Origin of the sequence: Nocardioides luteus (genome assembly GCF_014648595.1) — a bacterium.
Taxonomy (GTDB): domain Bacteria; phylum Actinomycetota; class Actinomycetes; order Propionibacteriales; family Nocardioidaceae; genus Nocardioides; species Nocardioides luteus.
The window spans coordinates 49,144-69,161 of record NZ_BMRK01000009.1 but is presented as its reverse complement, the minus strand read 5'-3'; the positions used below and the strand labels follow the sequence as shown (position 1 = coordinate 69,161).

Annotated in this window: 17 protein-coding genes and 1 tRNA gene; 15 read left to right on the top strand and 3 right to left on the bottom strand. The window is 68.6% G+C overall.

Going from position 1 to position 20,018, the window contains the following annotated elements:
- Positions 1-5 precede the first annotated feature (5 nt).
- The 11 genes from IEY81_RS12905 to IEY81_RS12855 all read left to right on the top strand — a co-directional run bounded on the left by IEY81_RS12905 (position 6) and on the right by IEY81_RS12855 (position 13,700).
- Complete coding sequence (locus IEY81_RS12905; RefSeq protein ID WP_189118883.1) at positions 6-965, top strand: acetaldehyde dehydrogenase (acetylating); 960 nt, start codon at positions 6-8, stop codon at positions 963-965.
- Positions 962-1,984, top strand: coding sequence for a 4-hydroxy-2-oxovalerate aldolase (dmpG, locus tag IEY81_RS12900; RefSeq protein WP_189118882.1), 1,023 nt, complete (start codon positions 962-964; stop codon positions 1,982-1,984). Before IEY81_RS12905 ends, dmpG begins: the two co-directional genes overlap by 4 nt.
- A 170-nt stretch (positions 1,985-2,154) precedes the next feature.
- Positions 2,155-2,394: a helix-turn-helix domain-containing protein gene (locus tag IEY81_RS12895; RefSeq protein ID WP_189118881.1), complete on the top strand. Its 240-nt coding sequence runs from the start codon at positions 2,155-2,157 to the stop codon at positions 2,392-2,394.
- Positions 2,387-3,649, top strand: coding sequence for a type II toxin-antitoxin system HipA family toxin (locus tag IEY81_RS12890; RefSeq protein ID WP_189118880.1), 1,263 nt, complete (start codon positions 2,387-2,389; stop codon positions 3,647-3,649). Before IEY81_RS12895 ends, IEY81_RS12890 begins: the two co-directional genes overlap by 8 nt.
- Positions 3,650-3,692: 43 nt before the next feature.
- Positions 3,693-4,100, top strand: coding sequence for a DoxX family protein (locus IEY81_RS12885; protein WP_189118879.1), 408 nt, complete (start codon positions 3,693-3,695; stop codon positions 4,098-4,100).
- Positions 4,097-5,158, top strand: a complete 1,062-nt coding sequence (mgrA, locus tag IEY81_RS12880) for an L-glyceraldehyde 3-phosphate reductase (protein WP_189118878.1) — start codon at positions 4,097-4,099, stop codon at positions 5,156-5,158. Before IEY81_RS12885 ends, mgrA begins: the two co-directional genes overlap by 4 nt.
- Positions 5,159-5,369: 211 nt before the next feature.
- A complete protein-coding gene (locus tag IEY81_RS12875) occupies positions 5,370-6,980 on the top strand; it encodes an AbgT family transporter (protein WP_189118877.1) in 1,611 nt (536 codons plus the stop codon).
- 19 nt (positions 6,981-6,999) lie between these two features.
- A complete protein-coding gene (locus IEY81_RS12870; RefSeq protein WP_189118876.1) occupies positions 7,000-8,475 on the top strand; it encodes an amidase in 1,476 nt (491 codons plus the stop codon).
- Positions 8,476-8,551: 76 nt separating this feature from the next.
- On the top strand, positions 8,552-10,381 hold the full coding sequence (locus tag IEY81_RS12865) for a serine hydrolase domain-containing protein (RefSeq protein ID WP_189118875.1): 1,830 nt from the start codon (positions 8,552-8,554) through the stop codon (positions 10,379-10,381).
- Between the two features lie 25 nt (positions 10,382-10,406).
- On the top strand, positions 10,407-11,726 hold the full coding sequence (locus tag IEY81_RS12860; RefSeq protein ID WP_189118874.1) for a M20 family metallopeptidase: 1,320 nt from the start codon (positions 10,407-10,409) through the stop codon (positions 11,724-11,726).
- A gap of 174 nt (positions 11,727-11,900) precedes the next feature.
- The gene (locus IEY81_RS12855; protein ID WP_189118873.1) at positions 11,901-13,700 is read left to right on the top strand and encodes a bifunctional metallophosphatase/5'-nucleotidase; all 1,800 of its coding nucleotides are present in this window, start codon (positions 11,901-11,903) and stop codon (positions 13,698-13,700) included.
- A 54-nt stretch (positions 13,701-13,754) separates the two neighbouring features.
- Here IEY81_RS12855 and IEY81_RS12850 read toward each other — a convergent pair whose 3' ends face one another.
- Positions 13,755-15,224: an MFS transporter gene (locus IEY81_RS12850; RefSeq protein WP_189118872.1), complete on the bottom strand. Its 1,470-nt coding sequence runs from the start codon at positions 15,222-15,224 to the stop codon at positions 13,755-13,757.
- 83 nt (positions 15,225-15,307) lie between these two features.
- On the opposite strand from IEY81_RS12850, the gene IEY81_RS12845 reads away from it, so the two are divergent.
- Positions 15,308-15,781, top strand: coding sequence for a MarR family winged helix-turn-helix transcriptional regulator (locus IEY81_RS12845; protein WP_189118871.1), 474 nt, complete (start codon positions 15,308-15,310; stop codon positions 15,779-15,781).
- On the opposite strand, the gene IEY81_RS12840 is transcribed toward IEY81_RS12845, so the two are convergent.
- On the bottom strand, positions 15,757-16,476 hold the full coding sequence (locus tag IEY81_RS12840; RefSeq protein ID WP_189118870.1) for a TetR/AcrR family transcriptional regulator: 720 nt from the start codon (positions 16,474-16,476) through the stop codon (positions 15,757-15,759). The two genes, IEY81_RS12845 and IEY81_RS12840, sit on opposite strands and share 25 nt — an antisense overlap.
- Before the next feature lie 141 nt (positions 16,477-16,617).
- Here IEY81_RS12840 and IEY81_RS12835 point away from each other — a divergent pair, with 141 nt between their 5' ends.
- From IEY81_RS12835 to IEY81_RS12825, 3 genes are all read left to right on the top strand, one after another.
- Positions 16,618-17,487, top strand: a complete 870-nt coding sequence (locus tag IEY81_RS12835) for a helix-turn-helix domain-containing protein (RefSeq protein WP_189118869.1) — start codon at positions 16,618-16,620, stop codon at positions 17,485-17,487.
- 742 nt (positions 17,488-18,229) lie between these two features.
- Complete coding sequence (locus IEY81_RS12830) at positions 18,230-19,579, top strand: Shedu immune nuclease family protein (protein ID WP_189118868.1); 1,350 nt, start codon at positions 18,230-18,232, stop codon at positions 19,577-19,579.
- Between the two features lie 63 nt (positions 19,580-19,642).
- A tRNA-Lys gene (locus IEY81_RS12825) sits at positions 19,643-19,718 on the top strand.
- 54 nt (positions 19,719-19,772) lie between these two features.
- On the opposite strand, the gene IEY81_RS12820 is transcribed toward IEY81_RS12825, so the two are convergent.
- Entirely contained in the window at positions 19,773-19,919 is a 147-nt protein-coding gene (locus IEY81_RS12820; protein ID WP_189118867.1) for a hypothetical protein, read from the bottom strand.
- Between the last annotated feature and the right edge of the window lie 99 nt (positions 19,920-20,018).

Genomic DNA, 20,018 nt, shown 5'->3' with positions numbered 1-20,018 from the left:
CCTCCATGAGTAAGACCAAGGTGGCGATCATCGGGTCGGGCAACATCGGCACCGACCTGATGATCAAGGTGATGCGTACCTCCCAGCATCTGGAGATGGGCGCGATGGTCGGGATCGACCCGGCCTCCGACGGCCTCGCCCGTGCGGAGCGGTTCGGTTTCGCCACGACCGCCGAGGGGGTTGAGGGTCTGATCGGCCTGCCCGGGTTCGACGACATCGAGATCGTCTTCGACGCGACCTCGGCCAAGGCCCACGTCGCCAACGCGGCAGCGCTGGAGCCCTACGGCAAGCGTCTGATCGACCTCACCCCGGCCGCGATCGGGCCGTACGTCATCCCGGCCGTCAACATCGACGAGCACATCGACGCACCCAACGTGAACATGGTGACCTGCGGCGGGCAGGCGACCATCCCGATCGTCGCCGCGATCGCGCGGGTCGTGCCGGTCGCCTACGGCGAGATCGTCGCCTCGATCTCCTCGCGCTCGGCCGGCCCCGGCACCCGGGCCAACATCGACGAGTTCACCGAGACCACCTCGGCGGCGATCGTGCAGGTCGGCGGCGCCAAGCGCGGCAAGGCCATCATCATCCTCAACCCGGCCGAGCCGCCGCTGATCATGCGAGACACCGTCTTCGCGCTGGTCGAGGGCGGGTCGCGCTCGGAGGAGGAGCTGACCGCCGAGATCACCGAGTCGGTCGAGAAGATGGTCGGCGACGTCGCTGCGTACGTCCCCGGCTACCGGCTCAAGCAGAAGGTGCAGGTCCACCCGATCCCCGACGACCAGCCGGTGGAGACGCTGCTGGCCGAGGGTGAGACCGCGCGCCCGACCCATCAGGTGTCGGTGTTCCTCGAGGTCGAGGGCGCTGCGCACTACCTGCCTGCGTACGCAGGCAACCTCGACATCATGACCTCGGCCGCGCTGCAGATGGCCGAACGGATCGCCGCGGCGAAGGAGAACCGACGATGAGCACGCCCATCTATGTCCAGGAAGTCTCGCTGCGCGACGGCATGCATGCCGTACGCCACCGGATCACGCCCGAGGACGTCAAGCGGATCGTGATCGCCGCCGACGAGGCCGGCGTCGACGCCATCGAGGTGGCCCACGGCGACGGCCTGACCGGCGGCTCGGTCAACTACGGCCCCGGCTCCAACTCCGACTGGGAGTGGATCGAAGCGGCCGCCTCGGTCATCAAGAACGCCAAGCTGACCACGCTCCTGCTCCCCGGCGTCGGCACCATCGACGACCTGCGTCGTGCCTACGACCTCGGCGTACGCTCCGTCCGCGTCGCGACCCACTGCACCGAGGCCGACGTCTCGGCCCAGCACATCGCGGCGGCCCGGGAGAGGGGGATGGACGTCTCCGGCTTCCTGATGCTCTCCCACATGGCCCCGCCGGAGCAGCTCGCCGAGCAGGCGAAGCTGATGGAGTCCTACGGCGCCCACTGCGTCTACATCACCGACTCCGGCGGCCGGCTGACGATGAACGATGTCCGCGACCGCGCCCGGGCCTACCGCGACGTACTGCACGACGAGACCGAGATCGGCATCCACGCCCACGAGAACCTCTCGCTGTCCGTGGCCAACTCGGTCGTCGCTGTCGAGAACGGCGTCTACCGGGTCGACGCCTCCCTGGCCGGCCACGGCGCCGGCGCCGGCAACTGCCCGATCGAGGCGTTCATCGCCGTCGCGAACCTGTCCGACTTCAAGCACAACTGCGACCTGTTCAAGCTCCAGGACGCCGCCGACGACATCGTCCGCCCCCTCCAGGACCGCCCCGTCCGCGTCGACCGCGAGACGTTGACGATGGGCTACGCGGGTGTCTACTCGTCCTTCCTCCGCCACGCCGAGAACGCCTCCGCCCGCTACGGTGTCGACACCCGCGACATCCTCATGGAGTGCGGCCGCCGTGGCCTCGTCGGTGGGCAGGAGGACATGATCGTCGACATCTGCCTGACGAAGCTCGCCGAGCGGGAAGCGGCGAGCTGATCCGCTCTGCGACCCAGTGGAGGGTGAGGCGTTCCTGGTGCGCCTCGCCCTTTGCATCATCGTGATTCCGCGATAGTCCCTCGCGACTACGAAAACGTAGTCAGCACGGAGGACTACGATTTCGTAGTCAACCGGCATGAATACGTTATCGTAGTCGTGGAGGTGGTTTCATGCCGTACACAGGAAAGGTCACCAGTCCCGAGTCGCTGGGCCGAATCCTGCAGCAGGCGCGGCTGCTCAACGGGTGGAGCCAGCGTGAGCTCGCCGCGAGGATCGGGACGACCCAGCGCTACATCTGGGAGATCGAGGCGGGCAAGCCGTCGATCTTCGTGGAGCGTCTCTTCGCGCTGATGCGGGAGACCGGCACGGAGCTGACCGCGACGATCGACCCCAGGAACGACGATGAGTGATCTCGTCGTCGAGCTCTACGGCGAGCCGGTCGGTCGGCTCAGCGGATCGAGCGCGACCTACGACTTCGTGGCCGCACCTGAGGCGATCGAGACGTACGGCCTAGACAGCACGGTCCTGTCGCTGGCCGTCCCGCTGGCTCCTGTCGCACCGCGCGGGCGCAAACCGCGGCGGCAGAACTTCTTCGCGGAGATGCTGCCGGAAGGACGGATGCTGTCGAGGCTCGCCGCGATGATCCGCGTCAGTGAGCGCGACGTGATCGGACTGCTTCGCGTCTACGGCCGCGACGTCGCCGGCGCGCTCCAGATCTGGGACCCCGACATGCCCGGCGAGCCGAGAACCCCGAGGCTCGAGCCGGTCGGAGAGCAGGGTGTCGCCGACCTCCTGCACGAGGTCAGCACCTTCCCGCTGGCCAACAAACCGGCCGGTGGCAAGACGTCACTGGCGGGTGTCCAGGACAAGATCGTGCTGGTCCGGAACGCGGAGGGCTGGCACCGCGCGCTCGACGGGTATCCGTCGACCCACATCCTCAAGCCGGTCACCTCCGACTTCCCGTCGATGGTCTTCGACGAGGAGTACGGCGCGCGGATCGCGCAGGCGATGGGGCTGACCAGCTATGAGACGTACATCGAGGAGTTCGCCGGGACGCCGGCGCTGGTGATCGAGCGGTACGATCGCCGGCGACGGCTCGACGGTCTCCCGAGCCGGGTCCACCAGGAGGACTTCAACCAGGTGTTGGGTGCGCGCGGCGACCAGAAGTACCAGAAGTACGGCGGCCGGGTCTCGCTGCGGAGGATCGCCGCGGAGCTCGGTGCGCTCGGTGATTCCGCATCGTTGCGCAGGCTGGCGAAGATGACGGTGCTGGCCGCAGCCGTCGGCAACCTCGACATGCACGCCAAGAACATCTCTCTGCTTCACCATCAGGACGGGTCGGTGGAGCTTGCGCCTGCGTACGATGTCGTGCCGCAGCGGCATCTGCCCAACGACGGTGAGCTGGCGCTGGCGGTCGACGGGGTCTATCAGCATGCGGCCCTCACCAGCGCCGATCTGGTCGCGGAGATCGCCTCGTGGCACCTCCGGGATGCAGAGTCGCTCGTCGAGGACACCTTGGCGGACGTCGCCGAGACCGTCGAGCGACAAGTCCCCGCCGACGGCGCCCGCCCGGGGCTGGTCGAGGACATCCGGACGTTCACCGCCAACTTGCGGGCAGGGCGCTCGGTGGGAGCGGCGCTGAGCGGGGCGCGCGACGGCTCGTGACCGTCACGAAACACGCTTTGCCCCTTGTGAAAGAGTCGTGCCCGTGACCAAGAAATCTTCATCGCTCGATCTCCCGCTGGCCGGCTTGGCCGCACTGTTCCTCGGCTCGGGGACGCTCCATCTCGTGAAGCCCCAGGTCTTCGAGCCGATCGTGCCGCCGCAGCTGCCGGACGCGCGCAAGGTGGTCGAGGTCTCGGGGGTCGCTGAGATCGTCTGCGGGCTGGGGCTGCTGCACCCGAGGACCCGCCGGATCGCCGGGCTGGCGAGCGCTGCGCTGTTGGCAGGGGTCTTCCCGGCCAACGTGCAGATGAGCGTCGACGCGGGCAGGCGGGCCAACCGGAAGCGCACCGCCAAGGCAGCGGGGTTCTTCGCGGGCACGCTGGCGCGGCTGCCGCTGCAGTGGCCGATGATCAAGGTGGCGCTGCGCGCCGGGAAGGGGAACCAGGCATGAGCTACGCGCCGGCGGAGTCGCGCTACGACTCGATGGAGTACCGGCGTACGGGACGCAGCGGTCTCGATCTGCCCGCGGTCAGCCTCGGGCTGTGGCACAACTTCGGTGACGACCTGCCGTTCGAGCGGCAGCGGTCGATCCTGCGTACGGCCTTCGACGCGGGCATCACCCACTTCGACCTGGCCAACAACTACGGTCCGCCTTACGGCTCGGCGGAGGAGAACTTCGGCCGGCATCTCCGTGGCGACTTCCAAGGGCTGCGCGACGAGCTGGTGATCTCGACCAAGGCCGGCTGGGACATGTGGCCGGGGCCGTACGGCAAGATCGGTGGCTCGCGGAAGTACCTGATCTCCAGCCTCGACCAGTCGCTGAAGCGGATGGGGCTCGACTACGTCGACATCTTCTACCACCACCGGCCCGACCCCAGCACCCCGCTGGAGGAGACCATGGGCGCGCTCGACCACATCGTGCGCTCCGGCAAGGCGCTCTACGTCGGGCTCAGCTCCTACTCCTCGGCGCTGACCCGCGAGGCGGCCGCGATCCTGCGCGAGCTCGGCACGCCGATGCTGATCCACCAGCCCTCCTACTCGATCCTCAACCGCTGGCTGGAGACCGACGGGCTGCTGGACACCCTCGACGAGGTCGGCGCCGGCGCCATCTCGTTCTCACCGCTTGCGCAGGGTCTGCTGACCGACAAGTACCTCGGTGGCGTCCCGGAAGGCTCCAAGGCGAACCAGGGGAAGTCGCTGGCGACCTCGACCATCACCCCCGAGGTGCTGAGCGCGATCGAGTCGCTCAACTCGCTCGCGGCCGAACGTGGCCAGACGCTCGCCCAGATGGCGCTCGCCTGGGCCCTGCGCGACCCGCGGATGACCTCGGTGGTCATCGGGGCCTCCCGTCCCGAGCAGGTCACCGACTGTGTCGGAGCCCTCGCCGCGCCGGAGTTCACCGGCGAGGAGCTGGCCAGGATCGACGAGTACGCCGCGGGCACCGGTGACGCCATCGACCTGTGGAAGCGCGCGCGGGTCGAGGGTGACTACCGGCAGATCTTCAACTGAGCAGATCTTCCGCAGAGCAGATTCTCGGGTCGCCTCGTCCTTCCGGAAACGAGGTGGTTGTCATGGGTTCGGTGGTCTCGACAAGCTCGACCACCGGGCGACTGAGCCGCGGCGCGAGAATTTACCCGGGCCGCGGCCTCGGGTTTGCTACCGTCGCGGAGCCTTCGTCGTTGCAGGCGACCCCCACGCTCCGTCTCGGTAGGAGATCCGCATGTCCGCAACCACCGAACCTAACGCACCGACGCGAGGCGACCGGCTGCTCGCCTGGGTCGAGAGGACCGGCAACAGGCTGCCGGACCCGTTCATCCTGTTCCTGATCCTGTTCCTGGTGGTCGGGGTGGTCTCGACCGTCCTGGCGCTCATGGACGCCGAGGTCACCCTGCCGGGCGCCGACGAGGCGCTCGTCATTCACGGTCTCTTCACCGCCGAGGGGCTGACCTGGCTGACGGTCAACCTCGGCGCCAACTTCATCGGCTTCCCGCCGCTGCTGACGGTGGTGACGATCCTGCTCGCGGTGACCGTCGCCGAGCGCACCGGCCTGCTGGCGGCCCTGATCCGGCTGACCCTCGCCTCCGCGCCGCGGTGGCTGCTGCCCTACGCCCTCGGCGTCGTCGGCGTCACCGCGAGCGTGATGGCCGACGCGTCGATGATCGTCATCCCGCCGCTGGCCGCAGCGGTGTTCAAAGCGGCCGGCAGGCACCCGATGGCGGGGCTCGTCGGCGGCTTCGCGGCAGCCGGTGCCGGCTACTCGACCAGCCTCGTCGTGACCAGCCTGGACGCGCTCTTCTCCGGGATCACCAGCTCGGTGACCGCCACGCTGCCGGACCCGGGCGCGGCGGTGACCCCGGTCTCCAACTACTACTTCAACGTCGCCTCGGCGATCGTGCTCGCCCTGGTCGCGGGCTTCGTCATCGACCGGATCCTCGAGCCCCGGATGCTGCGCCAGAACGTACCGACCGACGAGGTCGAGATCGAGACCGACGACCGCTTCGAGACCAAGGACGACGAGGTCGCCACCGCCCTGCGGAGCAACCGCCAGCCGCTGGACGCCGAGCTCACGCCGAAGGAGCGCAAGGCACTCCGGGTCGCCGTCGTGGCCGGCACGGTGCTGGCCGTCGCGATGGTCCTGGCGGTGCTGCCGCAGGGATCGCCGTGGCGCAACGAGGACGGCAACTTCCTGCCGGAGTCGCCGCTGATGAGCTCGACCGTGTTCATCACGTTCGTGCTCTTCCTGGTGCCTGGCATCGTCTACGGCTTCGCCGCGGGCACCCTGAAGACGGCGGCCGACGTACCGAAGGTGATGGGTCAGGGCATCAAGGAGATGGCGCCGTTCCTGGTGCTGGCGTTCATGCTCGGCCAGTTCATCGCGCTCTTCAACTGGTCCAACGTCGGCCCCGCGTTGGCCAAGGTCGGTGCCGACGGGCTGCAGTCGACCGGGCTGACCGGCTTCCCGGTGATCATCGGATTCATCATCCTGTGCTCGTTCCTGAACCTGTTCATCATCAGCGGCTCCTCGATGTACACGATCATGGGCGCGGTCTTCGTCCCGATGTTCGCGCTGATCGGCTTCGAGCCCGGCTTCACCCAGGCCGCGTTCCGCATCGGCGACAGCGCGACCCAGGTGATCACGCCGATGAACCCCTACATGTTCGTCGTGCTGATGATGATCAGGAAGTACGAGCCGGCAGCAGGTCTCGGCACCCTGATCTCGCGCACCCTGCCGTTCGTGGTCCCGTTCTGGGTCGCCTGGCTGCTCGTCCTGACGGTCTTCTACTTCGCCGGTCTCGACGTCGGTCCGGGAGTCAGCCCACGGATGGACTGAGGGACGCTAACCTGCGCCCATGCGGGTCGATGAGTATCTGAGGTACGACGCTACCGGGCTGGCGAAGCTGGTCGCCGACAAGGAGGTGACCGCGGCCGAGGTGCTGGCCGCGGCACGAGAGCGGGCCGAGGCGGTGAACCCGCGCATCAACGCGATCGTCGCCGACATCCCGGAGGCCGAGGCCCAGGCCGCCGACGACAGCCTGAGCGGGCCGTTCGCGGGGGTGCCGTTCCTGGTGAAGGACCTGGCGCAGGAGTACCAGGGTCATCCGACCACCTACGGCTCCCGCGCGCTCGTCGACGACGTCGCCGAGGAGCACTCCTACTTCACGCGCAGCGCGCTGGACGCCGGCCTGGTGATCTTCGGCAAGACCAACACCCCGGAGTTCGGGTCGAAGGGGATCACCGAGCCCGAGCTGTTCGGCCCCGCCCGCAACCCGTGGAACCCCGACCACACGCCGGGTGGCTCCTCGGGCGGCTCCGGAGCCGCGGTCGCGGCCGGGATCGTCCCGGCCGCCGGCGCCAACGACGGCGGCGGCTCGATCCGCATCCCGGCCGCCTGCAACGGGCTGGTCGGGCTGAAGACCACCCGCGGCCTGCTGCCGCTGGGCCCGCAGACCCTGGACGCCTCCAACGGCTTCGTCGTCCAGGGCGTGGTCACCCGGACCGTACGCGACGCGGCCGGTCTCTACGACGCGCTCATCGGCGACGAGTCGCTGGCCATGCTCCACGCCCCGCGCCCGTCGACCGGCTTCACCGAGGCGATCGCCACGGAGCCGCGCAAGCTCCGCATCGGGGTCACCTCCGCCTCCTCCATCGTCGACCCCGACCCGGAGGCGGTCGCCGCCGTCGAGGACGCGGCCAAGCTGCTTGAGGCGCTCGGCCACGAGGTCGAGGAGGTCGAGGCGCCCTACGACGCCGCCGAGCTCGGCCGCGACTTCCTGACCATCTGGTTCGCGTCCGCGGCCGCCGAGGTCGCCGAGACCAGGCTCCGGGTCGGGGCGAAGGACGCCGACTTCGAGGCCGACACCCTCGCCGTGGCCGAGCTCGGCCGGGCCGGGGGAGTGGTGGCGCTCGAGCTGGCCCACCTCAACCGGCGCAACCACGTGCGGCGACTGAGCGAGTTCCACGAGACGTACGACCTGCTGCTCACGCCGACGCTGGCCAAGCCGCCCCTGAAGGTCGGTCAGCTCACCACGCCCAAGGCGCTGCAGACCGCCGCGCGGGTGCTCTCGAAGGTGCACGGCGGCCGGGTGATGCGGGCGACCGGGATGATCGACCAGCTCGTGGACGAGAACCTCGGCTGGGTGCCCTACACCCAGCTCGCGAACCTGACCGGGCGGCCCGCGATCTCGGTGCCGACCCACCGGACCGCCGCCGGGCTGCCGCTCGGGATCCAGCTCTCCGGGCAGCTCGGCGACGACGCGCTGCTGCTGCAGGTCGCCGCTCAGCTGGAGCAGGCGAAGCCGTGGGCGGAGCACTGGCCGACCCTCTGAGCGCGTTCCGATCTCGTTGGTGAAAGAAATTTTCATTCCTCTACCCAACGAGGTTCCAAAGCGGCAGTATCGGAGCATGACCCCCACCTCGGACATGCTTCTGACCTCTCGCCGTACGCTGCTCGGCGGCACGATCGGCGGGGTCGCGATGACCCTGCTCGGTGGTGCCGCGGTGGCCTCCACGCCGGAGGACCCGACGAAGTCGGCAGCGGCCAGGACGCTCGCCGCCCTGGCCGGCAAGCCGCCGACGGTCACGCCGGACGAGCTCACCTTCACCCCGCGGACCGTCCTACGTCCGGGGCATGCCCGCCAGGTGGGTCTCGACCCGGCGCAGATCGCCACGATCCGCACCGAGCTGACCCGGTTCCTCGAGCCGACACCGGAGAACCCCGACCACCCGCTGTACGCCGGGGCGACCGCGATCGCGGTCAAGGACGGCGTGATCGTGGCCCACGAGAGCGTGGGCAAGGCGCTCAAGTACGGCCTGGACGGCACCACCGTCGTCGAGCTGCCCGCCGACCAGCAGGTCGACGCACAGCTGGACACCATGTGGGACGTCGCCTCGATGTCGAAGCTCTTCACCACGACCGCGATCCTCCAGCTGATGGAGCAGGGCCGGGTCGACCTCGAGGCGCCGGTGGTCACCTACCTGCCCGAGTTCGCGCCGCACGGCAAGGACGCGATCCTGGTGCGCCACCTGCTGACCCACGTATCCGGTCTCCTCGCCGGGCCGGTGCCGTCGTTGTGGGCGGGCTACGACACCTACGAGGAGCGCGTCGCGGCGATCATGGACACCGAGCCGACGCACGCGCCCGAGCAGATCTACCGCTACTCCGATATCAACCTGATCACTCTCGGGCTGATGGTCGAGCGGCTCTCGGGGAAGAAGCTCGACGTCTACGTGCACGACCACGTGACCGCCCCGCTGGGCATGCGCGACACCATGTACAACCCGCCCGCCGACCGGCTCGACCGGGTCGCCGCGACCGAGTACGAGCCCTGGGCAGGCCGGCCGATGATCCGCGGCGAGGTGCACGACGAGAACTCCTGGGCACTGGGCGGCGTCGCCGGGCACGCGGGGGTCTTCTCGACGGCCGCCGACATGGCGAGGTTCGGCCAGATGTTCCTCAACGGCGGCGTCTACAACGGCACCCGGATCCTGAAGGAGGAGACCGTCCGGCTCTCGCTGCGCGACTACACCGGCGAGCAGTTCGGAGACTCCCGCGGCCTCGGCTGGGAGCTCGCCACGACCTGGTACCACGGCCCGATCTGGTCGCCGGTCTCCTTCGGCCACACCGGCTACACCGGCACCAGCATCGTGATGGACCCGATCGGCCACCAGCTCGTCGTGCTGATGACCAACCGCGTCCACCCCAGCCGTGACTGGGGCAGCAACAACCCCTCCCGCCGAGCCGTCTCCGACGCGATCGGCATGGCCTCGGCCGTCCGAGCCGCCAAGGGACGTACGTCGTGGTTCTCGGGGCGGGCCAACTCGAAGACGGCCACGCTCGACGTGCCGCTGCCGGCGACCGCGGGCGCGAAGCTCACCTTCGACTACTGGTTCGACACCGAGCCCGACTTCGACTACGGCCGGCTGCAGTGCTCCACCGACGGCACCACCTTCACTGCGCTGCCGGCGACGCTGCACGGTGGCGGGTACCGCTGGGAGAGCGGCGGCGTCGTCGACGGCTACGGCGGGCGCCGGTGGCTGCGCGGCGCGGCCGAGCTGCCCGAGGGCACCACCACGGTCCGGTGGACCTACGAGACCGACGGGTCCTCACAGGGCCGCGGGATCTTCGTCGACGGCATCGTGGTGAGCCAGGGGAGGCGTACGTTGTTCGACTCCGGTCGGCGCTCCGACGAGGCGCGCATCGTCGCCGACGGCTGGGCCCTCAGCGATCGGTGACGTGTCACCGATAGCCTCGGGCGACATGAGCACGCCGCAGCAGCCGAACCCGTTCCTGGTCAACCAGCTCCGCGACGAGACCGACGCCAAGGCGCTCCACACGAAGGCGACCGAGTCGAGCTCGGCGGGCGCGCCTCGCGGCATCCTGGATGCGATCCGCGACAAGCTCGCCGACCTCGGACCGGAGCTGGTCGCGGTCTCGCACGACCTCGCCGAGCACCCCGAGACGAGCTTCGAGGAGCACCGCAGCGCGGCCGGCCTCGCCGAGTTCGTCGAGGCGCACGGTTTCGAGGTCGCCCGGGGCGCGTACGGCCTCCCGACCGCGCTCTACGCCTCCGCCGGCGGCGCGAAGGAGGGGCCGACGATCGCGGTGCTGTCGGAGTACGACGCGCTCCCCGGCATCGGCCACGGCTGCGGCCACAACCTGATCGCGACGGTCGGCGTGGGTGCCTTCCTGGCGATCGCGAGCGTGATCGACCGCATCGGCGGCCGGGTGATCTGGCTCGGCACCCCCGCCGAGGAGGGCGGTGGCGGCAAGGAGCTGATGGCGCAGAAGGGCGCCTTCGACGGCGTCGACGCGGCGATCATGATCCACCCGTTCACCTACGACAACTCCGAGCCGGTCTTCCTCGGCCGCCGCCAGCTGAAGGTGAGCTACATCGGCGTGCCGGCGCACGCCTCGATCCAGCCGTTCATGGGCCGCAACGCCCTGGACGCGGCCAACCTGCTCTACACCGGCGTCGCGCTCAACCGGCAGCAGATGCCGCCGACCGACCGGGTGCACGCGGTCTTCACCGAGGGCGGGCTGCGACCCAACGTGATCCCGGAGCGCGCCTCGCTCGAGTTCTACGTACGCTCCGCCTACCCCGAGACGCTCAAGATCCTCTCCCAGCGGCTCGAGGAGATGGCGATGGGTGCGGCGCTGATGACCGGCTGCGGCGTCGAGTTCAGCTGGGACGAGTCGCCGGTCTACCTGCCGATCCGCAACAACTCCGGGCTCGCCCAGGTCTGGAACCGGCGCTACCAGGAGCGCAACCACACCGTCCTCGCTCCCGGCGTCGTCCCCGACCTGCTCGCCGGCTCCACCGACTTCGGCAACGTCTCCTTCCGCGTCCCGGGCCTGCACGCGATGGTCAAGATCGCCGAGCCCGACGTGTCCCTGCACAGCCGCGAGTTCGCCGCTGCCGCGGTCACGCCGTACGCCGACGAGGTGCTCGTCGACGCGGCGTACGGCCTCGCCGGGGTCGCTGCCGACTACCTCTCGGACGCGAGCCTGCGGGAGACGGTCCGCCAGGAGTTCGAGGAGGCCGGTGGCGCGGTGGACGTGGCGGAGTTCTTCGGCTGAGACGTCCGGAACTTTACCAAGATCGAGGCTCATCAACGGTTGATGACGATTCGGCAGCGGTAACCCGATTACCTCTTCACAATCACAACCCGAAGGGGCATTGTTCCCTTCGTCGATCACCGAGATGGGGAGCCCACAGCAATGCCTCGTAACCTCCGCAGACTTCGCCCCGTAGTGGCCGTTGCCGCCGTCGCTCTCGCGGCCGCCGCAGTCGCCACTCCGGTCGCGACCGCCTCCGCCAAGCCGGGGAAGCACCTCGTCGATGTCCAGCTGCTCTCGTTCAACGACTTCCACGGCAACCTCGAGGCGCCGTCGGGTTCGAGCGGGCGCCTGGTCACCGACCACCACATCGATCCGGCCACCGGCGCGCCGGTCGACGACACCGTCGACGTCGGTGGCGTCGAATACCTCGCCTCCCACCTGGCCGAGGCCCGCAAGGGTCACGACCGGTCCCTCACCGTGGCTGCCGGTGACCTGATCGGCGCCTCGCCGCTGCTCTCGGCCGCCTTCCACGACGAGCCCTCCATCGAGGCGATGAACCAGCTCGGCCTGGACGTCACCTCGGTCGGCAACCACGAGTTCGACGAGGGCTACAAGGAGCTGCAGCGCATCGCCGACGGCGGCTGCATCGACGACGGCGACGGGGAGAACAACCAGAACTCCTGCGCGGCTCACGAGTACGCGGGCGCCGACTTCGACATCCTCGCCGCCAACGTGGTCGAGGACGCGACCCGCAAGACCATCCTGCCGTCGTACGCGATCAAGGAGGTCGACGGCGTCAAGATCGGCTTCATCGGGATGACCCTGGAGGGCACGCCCGACATCGTCACCGCCGAGGGCATCAAGGGGCTCTCCTTCAAGGACGAGGTCAAGACCGCCAACGCGCTGGTGCCCAAGCTGAAGAGCAAGGGCGTCAAGGCGATCGTCACCCTGATCCACGAGGGTGCCAACCTGCCGAAGGAGAAGTGGACCGACCCGGCCACCGGCACCGTCCACGAGGTCAACGCGACCTACGACTACACCTGTGAGCGTGGCGGCGAGCTGGTTCCCGACTCGCCCATCGTGCCGATCGCGAAGAACCTCGACCCCGAGATCGACATGCTGGTCACCGGCCACACCCACAACCCCTACGTGTGCGACGTGCCCGACCCGAAGGGCAAGTCCCGCCTGGTCACCTCGGCCTCGTCGTTCGGCCGTCTCTACACCGAGACCAACCTGAAGTACGACCTCAAGAAGCGCGACATCGTCCGCTCCTCGGTCAGGGGCTCGAACATGCTCGTCACCCGTGACGTGGCCAAGGCGCCGGCGCAGACCGAGCTGATCAACACCTACAAGGAGCTGGTCACCCCGATCGCCTCCCGTGTGCTCGGCACGATCACCGCCGACGTGACCCGCACGGCCAACGCCTCCGGGGAGAGCGCCCTCGGTGACCTGATCGCCGACGCCCAGCTGGCCGACCCGTCGACGGTCGTCAACGGTGAAGCGCCGGTCATCGCGTTCATGAACCCGGGGGGCATCCGGGCCGACCTGACCGCGGCCAACTCGCCCTACGGCGAGGCCGTCGGCGACGTCACCTACGACGAGGCGTTCACCGTCCAGCCGTTCAACAACTTCATGGTCTCGCTGACCATGACCGGTCAGGACATCTACGACCTGCTCACCCAGCAGGTCACCGGCGCCAACGCGGGATCCCACAAGATCCTGCAGGTCTCCGAGGGCTTCTCCTACGAGATCAGCTCCTCGGGTCCGGTGGAGGGCTCGGTCATGCTCAACGGTGAGCCGATCGACAAGTCGGCCTCCTACCGGGTCGTGACCAACAACTTCCTGCAGGGCGGCGGCGACGCCTTCGAGGCCTTCACCCGGGGCACCGACCCCTACTACGGCGGCCTCGACATCGACGCCTTCTCGTCCTACCTGGAGTCCAGCTCGCCCTACACCCCGGGCGCGCTCGACCGGATCACCGGCACCCACTGAGGCATCACGACAACGGGCCCCGACCAGCAGCTGCAGGTCGGGGCCCGTCTCGGTTCATCGGGACCCGGCGAGCACAGCCTCGTCCGCGACCTGGCCGCCGGACGTCTGCCGCGGCCGCGGGATGAGCAGCACGATCAGCGCGCCGACACCGGCCGCGAGCGCCCCGATCACGAAGCAGAGCTGGAAGGCCCCGGCCGTCGGGATCTCGGGCATGCCCGGAGCCAGCACGGTGGTGCGGCTGGTCAGCACGATGGCCATGACCGCGCCGGCGACCGTGGTGCCCATCGAGCGCATCAGGCTGTTGAGCCCGACGCTCGCGGCGGCCTCGGCCTGCGGGACGTTGCCGAGGATGAGCGTGGGCATCGCGGCGTAGCCGATCCCGACACCGGCCGAGGCGACGCACGAGGCGAGCATGAGCTGCCACGGGGCGTCCATCAGGAAGACCGCGACGACGTAGCCGCCGGCCAGCACGACCGCCCCGATCGCCATCGTGCCGCGACCGCCCAGGCGGGTCAGCAGGCGCGAGGAGACCGGGGTGAAGAGCATCATCATCAGCCCGGCCGGCGCCATCCACATGCCGGCCTGGAAGATGGTCTGGCCCAGGCCGTAGCCGGTGGCCTCGGGCATCTGCAGCAGCTGTGGGACCACGATGGACTGCGCCATCATCCCGAAGCCGATCAGCACCGCCGCGATGTTGGTGAGCAGCACCGGTCTGCAGGCAGAGGTGCGCAGGTCGACGAGCGGGTCGTCGTGACGCAGCTCGTACCAGCCCCAGAGCAGCAGCACCACGACGCCGCCGACGATCATGCCGAGGGTCTGCGGCTCGTCCCAGCCCCAGTCGTTGCCCTTGGAGACGCCGACCAGCACGCCGACCAGACCGAGGGCGAGGCCGAGCGCACCGACGAGGTCGAGGCGGCCGGGGTGGGCGTCGCGTACGTGCGGGACGACCGCCGCGGTCAGCACGGTGACGACGAGGGCGAGCACCGCGGAGACCCAGAAGAGGGCGTGCCAGTCGAAGTCCTGGGCGATCCAGGCGGCCAACGGCAGGCCGAGCGCTCCGCCGACCCCGAGGGTGGCGCTGACGCCGGCGATCGCGGTGTTGCGCAGGTGTTCGGGCGCGATCTCACGGACGAGGCTGATCGCGACCGGGATGTAACCCATCGCCATGCCCTGGAGCACGCGGCCGACGAGCACCGGACCGACGGCGTCGGAGAGCGCCACGATGAGGGACCCGAGGACGAGCACGATGCCGGAGATCACCAGCACGGGCTTCTTGCCGTAGAGGTCGGCGAGACGGCCGGTGACCGGCATCGTCACACCGGCACCGAGCAGCGTCGCGGTGACCACCCAGGAGGAGGTGCTGGCGGTGGTGGAGAGCAGCTCGGGGAGCTCGCTCTGGATCGGGATGACCAGCGACTGCATCAGTGCGGCGCAGAGGCTGCCGAAGCAGAGCACCACGATGACGGCCACGGCGCCACTCGTCGAGCGCACGGTGGGCTCGTCGGCGGGGGAGGAGGAACTCAAGACATACCCCTGATGTGTAATCTACATATTGACTTATGTATGGTACACATCATGTGGTCTCAGCGACAGCGCCCGGAGATGTGATGCCGTCCACAACACCTTCGTCCGACGACCCGATCTTCAAGCCGGTCAGCCCCGACCTGTCCCCGGACCGCCGGGTCGCCTCGCTGGTCGGTCGGCTCGAGGTGCACCGACGGCTGGCCGAGGACCGTAGCGCGCTCAACCACGCCGACGGCCGGCTGCTGTGGTTCCTCTCCGACGGTCGGCCGCGCACGCTCCGGGAGATCGCCGAGGGGCTCAACCTCGAGCAGTCCACCGTGAACCGGCAGGTCAATGCGGCGCTCGCCGCCGGTCACCTGCGGAGGTTCTCCGAGCCGGGCCGCTCGGCGCGACTGATCGAGCCGACCGAGGTGGGGTTGGCGATCTATGAGTCGGCCTCTGCGCGAGCGCTCGGCGCCTATGCCGACGGGCTGGCCGCGCTCGGCGGTGAGTCCGAGAAGTTCCTCGAGCTGCTCGAGCGCTTCGTCGGCGCCTATGGCGAGGCCGTCCGGGAGTGAGCCTCGGTCGACGGCGGGAGCTCGTCGAGGAGGGGTGCTGCGGACGCTGCTGCAGCGACGATGTGACTCTCGGAAATGCCGCAGGCGCGTAGGCAGGTGGAAGCGATGGCGTCGGCAGCGGTTTCGTCGATCGGCAGGCCGATGCTTCGCATGGAGGTGGTGACCTCGACCAGGTGGATGAGCATCTCGCCGAGGTGGCGCGCCCCGGTGGTCGCGGCTACCCCGGGCGAGGCGACTCGGGCGGCGATGCGGGCGTAGGCGGAGGCGAGCTCGGCGCGGGTGCTGCGGAAGGCGTCGAAGGCCTCGCTGCTGGCCACGTCCGGATGAGTCGCCAGGGCGCCGATGTTGTCCGGGGCCTCGGCGAGCGTGCGGACGTCGATGACGGCGAGCAGGTAGAGCGTCACCTCCGGGCCGTCGGCGGCGGTGAGCTGCTCGACCTGCTCGATCCGATCCATGGTGGGACGCACGGAGCGCTCGAGGAGCTCGGCGAGGATCTCGTCCTTCCCTGCGAAGTGGTAGTAGAGGGAGGCCTGCCTGATCCCCACCTTCTCGGCGATCTCCCGGGTCGAGGTGGCTGCGAAACCTCGGGTCACGAACAGCTGCGCCGCCGCGTGCAGCACCTGCTCGCGGGGCGGCGCCGTGGTCTGTGAGGGGACGAGACGTGGTCGCCCGGGCCGGTTGTGTCGGATGCTCATCGGTCCTGCCTTCCTCTCGACGGCGACCCCGACATCAGTAGAGCATAATATCTTGAATCTGCCAATCATGATGTGCATCTGGACGTGAAGTATGCCCATGCGACACGATGGGGCTCGTCAGGTCCGTCGAAGGAGGTCGTTGTGTCCCGCGCCAACCGTCGAGCCCGTGAAGCACTCACCGAGGCGCTCCGGGAGGTCCGCCGCGCCGCCGGCCTGACCGGTGCTGGTCTCGCCGACGTGCTGGGCGGTGGCTGGTCGCAGCCGAAGGTGTCCAAGATCGAGTCCGGCCGCCAGTGGGTCTCCGAGGACGAGGTGCGTGCCTGGGCCGCCGCTGTGGGCGCCGACCGCGACATGCTGCTCGCGCTGTGGTCCCGTGCCGACCTGGAGCAGACGGCGCTGCGCGACGCGCACCCGACCGGCGGCGCGGAGCAGCAGCAGGAGATCTTCGCGGCGACGGAGGTGGCCGCGAAGGTGCTCACCAGCTTCCAGCCCCACAGCGTGCCCGAGCTGCTGCAGACCCCCGACTACGCCCGTGCCCTGCTCGCCCTGGCCGGCTCGCGTGATCAGGACGCCGACCCGGAGGAGATCGCCGGCATGATCGCCGCGCGACTGCGGCGGTCGGCGATCCTCTACGAGGCGGGCCGGTCGATCACCATCCTGGTCGGTGAGGCGGCGCTCCATCACCTGGTTGGCTCGCCGGACATCATGCGTGCCCAGATCGAGCACGTCGCCAAGCTGGCGACCACCACCGAGGCGACCATCGGGATCGTCCCCTTCGAGAGCTTCCCCGTGCTGGTCCAGCACGGCTGGGACCAGCGCGACCGGGTCGTCACCCTCGAGACCAGTGCCGGCGACCTCGAGATCGCCGACCCCGTGGAGGTCGCCCGCTACGAGCGCTGGGCCGAGCTCCTGCTCGAGCACGCCCTGACCGGGACCGCCGCCGCCGAGCGTTGCGAGCGGATCATCAGCGAGCGAGGCGGGTCGCCAACGCCGTCCGACGACCGCGAATAGGAGCAGGCGCCTGCTCCGGTAGACTCCCGGCGGGCCGTTAGCTCAGTTGGTAGAGCAGTGGACTTTTAATCCTTTCTACGGGGCGCTCCGTTGTGAGTGGTGACAGCGCCATCTGGTCATGTTATTCCAGGTCGCAATGCCTTTGATTCTGTCCGACTCGCTCTGGTGTTCGATGGCGTTCTACGGCTGACTGTCCCCTATTTCTCCCCTAAGATTCGGTCGACAAATGCTCCGAGGGAGCCGAGCCGTGCCCCGCCGACGCTGTCCGAAGGGCAGGGCGGGTCTGGACGGTGAGCACTACGACGAGAGGCCATGTGCCTTCGCCAGCAGGTCTGCTGCCCAGTCGTAGCCCCGTTGCCGAAGGATCGGGATGAACGTCTCTAGGGGCGGGATGTTGCTCGTGTGCCGGTGCTTAGACCGCCACCCGGGCCTGTTGAGAGGCCTCCTCCGGGGCCGGTGCTAAGGCCGCCACCCGGGCCTGTTGAGAGGCCTCCTCCGGGGCCAGTGCTTAGACCGCCACCCGGGCCCGTCGATGCTCCACCGCCGGGCCCGGTGCTCAGACCTCCGCCGGGACCTGTGCTTAGACCTCCGCCGGGTCCGGTCGATCGATCGCGAGGCCATCCCTTGTAAGTCATGCGAGCACGCTACTGCGGCGTGCACACCTCACGCCCTCCCTCAGAATGGGTACGTCGGGTCGCCAAACCGTCCCTGCTCGGCCAGCTCGCGGGGCAGACTTGTTGGTATGCCGACTACCCGGTTCGAGGACTTCGCCGAGGCCAACGAGGTCACCTACGCCCGGGGTCGGCTGACGACACGCACGTACGTGAGCAGGAGTTTCACAGCGGCGATCGGACAGGACGTTGGGCATCCATCGCGCTACATCTACCGCGTGTTCGACGAGGTCGAGGCCAAGGACAGCGAAGGCTGGGAATGGACGAACCACGTGGTGCTTGAGACGCATGGAGGGCGCAAGCAACTGCAGTTGCAGATCGCACGGTCACAGGGAGCGGTCCGACGACTGCGCATCCAGAGGGTGCCCGCCAATGGGGACGAGACCAAGTTAGAGAGAGTCCTTGATCTGAACCGAACGCAAGCCAGGTCCCTGATCGACCTGTTGCGGGCAGTCGACGATATTCCGATCGAGGGGGAGACCACCGTCCATGTCGACGACCAGTTGCTTCGGGATGTCTTTGAGGACCCTTGGGCGGTGGAGAGGATGTATTCAGGTGAGCCGGAACGATTCCGTGACCTGATCGAATCAGATGCGAATGCCGACGACGTTATTGCGCTCCAGCGACGTCGCGAGGTTGCAGCGATGATGCGCCGGTGGCTTGACGAGCCCGTGGCTTTCGACGCGGCTGCGGCTGACGCCGGAGGCCCTGAGAAGGCTTGGCAGCAGTTGTTGGAAGAGAATCCCTGGATCCTCGGGGTTGGACTCGGAGGACAAATCCTCACTTCCTGGGACGATGGCCGCCTTGAACAGACTGTCGTAGGCCCGAGTTTCACCAACGCAGGCAAACGAGCGGATGCCCTGATGAGGACTACGGGGGTTATTCAGTCCTTGGTGTTCGCCGAGATCAAGCACCACCGCACAGACCTTCTGAAGAAGGAGTACCGACCGGGATGCTGGAGTCCGTCCCCGGAGTTGGCGGGTGCGGTCGTGCAGGTGCAGCAGACCGTGCATCGAGCGTGTCAGGAAGTTGGTGACTATCTGCAAGACCAGACTGATGAGGGCGAGCTACTCACGTCTGGAACATTCCTCGTTCGGCCGCGATGCTTCGTGATCGTGGGATTACTCGACCAGTTGACTGGCGCGAGCGGTGGTCCTGTCCGGGACAAGGTTCGGAGCTTCGAGTTGTTCAGGCGCAACCTCAACGAGCCGGAGGTGCTCACGTTCGATGAACTCGTTGCGCGAGCCGAGTGGCATGTCGAGTTTGCCTCGACGACGTCGGCTGGTGCCGGTTATGTCGAAGAAGCGAGCGAAGAGGGTGAACCGGACCCTTGGAACCAGCCGAGCTGGGGACCGACAGACCCATGGGGTCCGCCGGCGCAGTCAGCCGCGAAGTGGGGGGAAGTTGGCGAGTCCGAGTAGAGGGGATGTGTCCGGTGTCGCCCGGGTTGGTCCTCGCGCTGAGCCTTGCGGCAGACTGTCCTTGGGCCGTTAGCTCAGTTGGTAGAGCAGGAGACTTTTAATCTTCGGGTCGTCGGTTCGAGCCCGACACGGCCTACCAATGTCCAGGGCTCCGAGTGCACGGTGTGCGCCCGGAGCCCTGGCTGTTTGGATGCTACTTCTCGTCGTTGAGGGCATCCTCGATGCGCTTCATCGCGGCTGGGCCTTGGCCGTCCACGGCGTGCGCGTAGACCTTCACCGCGTCCGGCAACGCGTACGACGACGGCGCAGAGCGCCGCGGCTGGCTCATCGGCCACTTCATCGACCCTGAGTCCAGCCCGCTGCACTCGACCGACGTCGAAATCAAGTGGGGCACGCACCAAGCGGGGGAGGAGCGTCACGAGTGGACTGTCGCCGAGGA